The following is a 2293-nucleotide window of genomic DNA, read 5'->3' as shown; positions in this document are numbered from 1 at the left end:
CCAATAATAGCCTCGCTCTTCTGGGTGAGCTTCGTATGGGTGGTCAAAGTACAAGTGTGTACCGTGCGAGAGTATCACTTGGTAACCCGCATTCGCTAAACGATAGGCTCTGTCTGCAACACCCCACTCCCAAATATTATCCCAGACGTTTGCGGTAAAGGTTTTATTTGGAAATTCATCACGCTTAAATGGGTTGGTACGGTCATACATTAAACCATCTTCCCAGGCGCCAGGTGAAATACCACGTTTTTCAAGTAGCTTTGCAACGCGCTGAGTAAAATATGGTTTTAAATCTGCCGCCCCGGCGACACCATTATTTGGGTCAGCAAACATTGCTTGGCAGATTGGTGAATCAACCCATGAACCTGCGCCGACTTCATCACCACCAAAATGTAAATTAGTTAACTGTACACCAGCCTCACGATACATTTGCTGTAGCTCATAGGTTACCTTATCTAAAAAGGCATACGTTGAGTCCATACATACGTTCATTGAGTTATCTTTATAGTTTTGCACTGTCATATACACTGACGTGTCTTTAGGGTCGCTCAATAAATATTGTGTTGCAGCACTTAGATCTACATGTTGTATTTCTTTTCCTGTATTGTTTTTATTAACTAAGTTGTTTTTAGCGCTTTGCTGCGCGGCATCTGCAAGTTTATGATAGCGCGCTTCCATCGCTTTGATTGAAGCACGTGCGTGGCCAGGGCCTTCGATTTCAGGAATGATTTGCACATGACGGTCTTTTGCAAACGTTAATAGCTCAACAAACTCTGCTCGGCTTAAATAACCATTACCCGAGCCAGACTTGAATGGACCAGTACCTAGTTGTGTTAATAGACACTCTTTTTCTTCAAGATCAAAGCAGCGGTAGCCGCCAATATCTGTCAGTTCAGGTAATCCAGGAATTTCCAAACGCCAGCCTTCATCTTCCGAAAAGTGCCAGTGCAGTTTATTCATTTTATAACGCGCCATTTGTTCAACAAGTTTGAACATGGCGTCTTTTCCGTGATAGTTACGGCCGTTATCGTAGTGCATTCCACGCCAACCATAACGCGGGCTATCTTCAAGCTCTAGTTGCGGGATTTCGACTGCGCCTTGGCTATTTGCCGGTAGTAAATTAAGCAAACTTTGCATCGCGTAGAATACACCTGCGTTATCGCTACCTACAATTTCAATCCGTTCGTCATCAATCTCTAAGGTGTAACTCTCAGACTTCCCTGCGGCTAATTGCGGGTTTACTTTTAAGCTGATCAGCTTTTCTTTGTTGGCTTTAATATGATCTGGCTGTGCTTTTAATGTTAGCCCATAGTCATCTTGTAAGTCTTGCATAAAGACCATGACTTCATTTTTTAACTGACCCTGAAAACTGATCTGCCAGCTATTATCAAGTTTTGCAGTTCCACGATTAAACTCAACTTTTTGTGGTTGTGGGATGATCCGCTTAAGTGCATCTTCTTTTGAAACTTTGCTGGTAGCGGCTTGATTACGTTCAAAACGAATCTCAGGGGTGATCAACACGGTACGATCTTGTGGTTGATTATAGCGGCGCAACTGGTTTTCGCGCTCAAATGGCGCTACAAACTGACTCATATCTTCGCTATCGGTGTTGGCAAAAATAGCTGGTTTATTATCACCTGAAACAAAGAATGCACGTGGCATAAAATCAGTGTAAGCAACAATAAATGCTTGGGCATCAAACTCAAGCTCTAGCTTTTTACCTGCTGCGAGCCCTTTAAAGTTTTTTGTTGGGGTAATGCGGTGTAAATCACCATTTACGTGTTCAATATTTAAACCTGCAACTAGCTCAGTGCTAATTTTACGCACTGAATGAATATACAACTGCCAATCGCTTTCACCGGCAGGAAGTGCAACATCTGATTGATTGCTCAGTGTAATTTTTCCTAAAAAACCGGCGTCTTTATTATGAAAGTTATCAACTACGGCAAATGTCAGGGTGGTTTCTTTGGCAAAGTTATTCACTTCAGTTTGCGAAAACTGCGCTTGTGCCAATAACGGCATCATCGCGATCAAACTAGCTAAAGTTCGCTTTTTAAAATCCATTACTCTCTCCTCGTTGTATACCCTAAGACTACGCATTTCCCCCCGCGCAATCCTTATTTATTGTTATTTATTCACCTCCATCATATAAAAGATAAAATGACAGCGCTATCATTATTTAAAAAATAAGCGGTAAGCGGTAAGCGGTAAGCGGTAAGCGGTAAGCGGTAAGCGGTAAGCGGTAAGCGGTAAGCGGTAAGCGGTAAGCGGTAAGCGGTAAGCGGTAAGCGGT

Annotated in this window: 1 protein-coding gene; it reads right to left on the bottom strand. The window is 42.7% G+C overall.

Translation table 11 applies throughout. From position 1 onward, the window contains the following. A partial coding sequence (locus V7783_RS20975; RefSeq protein WP_335680380.1) for a family 20 glycosylhydrolase occupies window positions 1-2064 on the bottom strand: 2064 nt, incomplete at its 3' end. Between the last annotated feature and the right edge of the window lie 229 nt (window positions 2065-2293).

This window comes from Pseudoalteromonas sp. (assembly GCF_036960685.1).
Classification (GTDB): domain Bacteria; phylum Pseudomonadota; class Gammaproteobacteria; order Enterobacterales; family Alteromonadaceae; genus Pseudoalteromonas.
The sequence above is the reverse complement of the archived record's forward strand: the minus strand, read 5'-3'. Positions and strand labels throughout refer to the sequence as shown.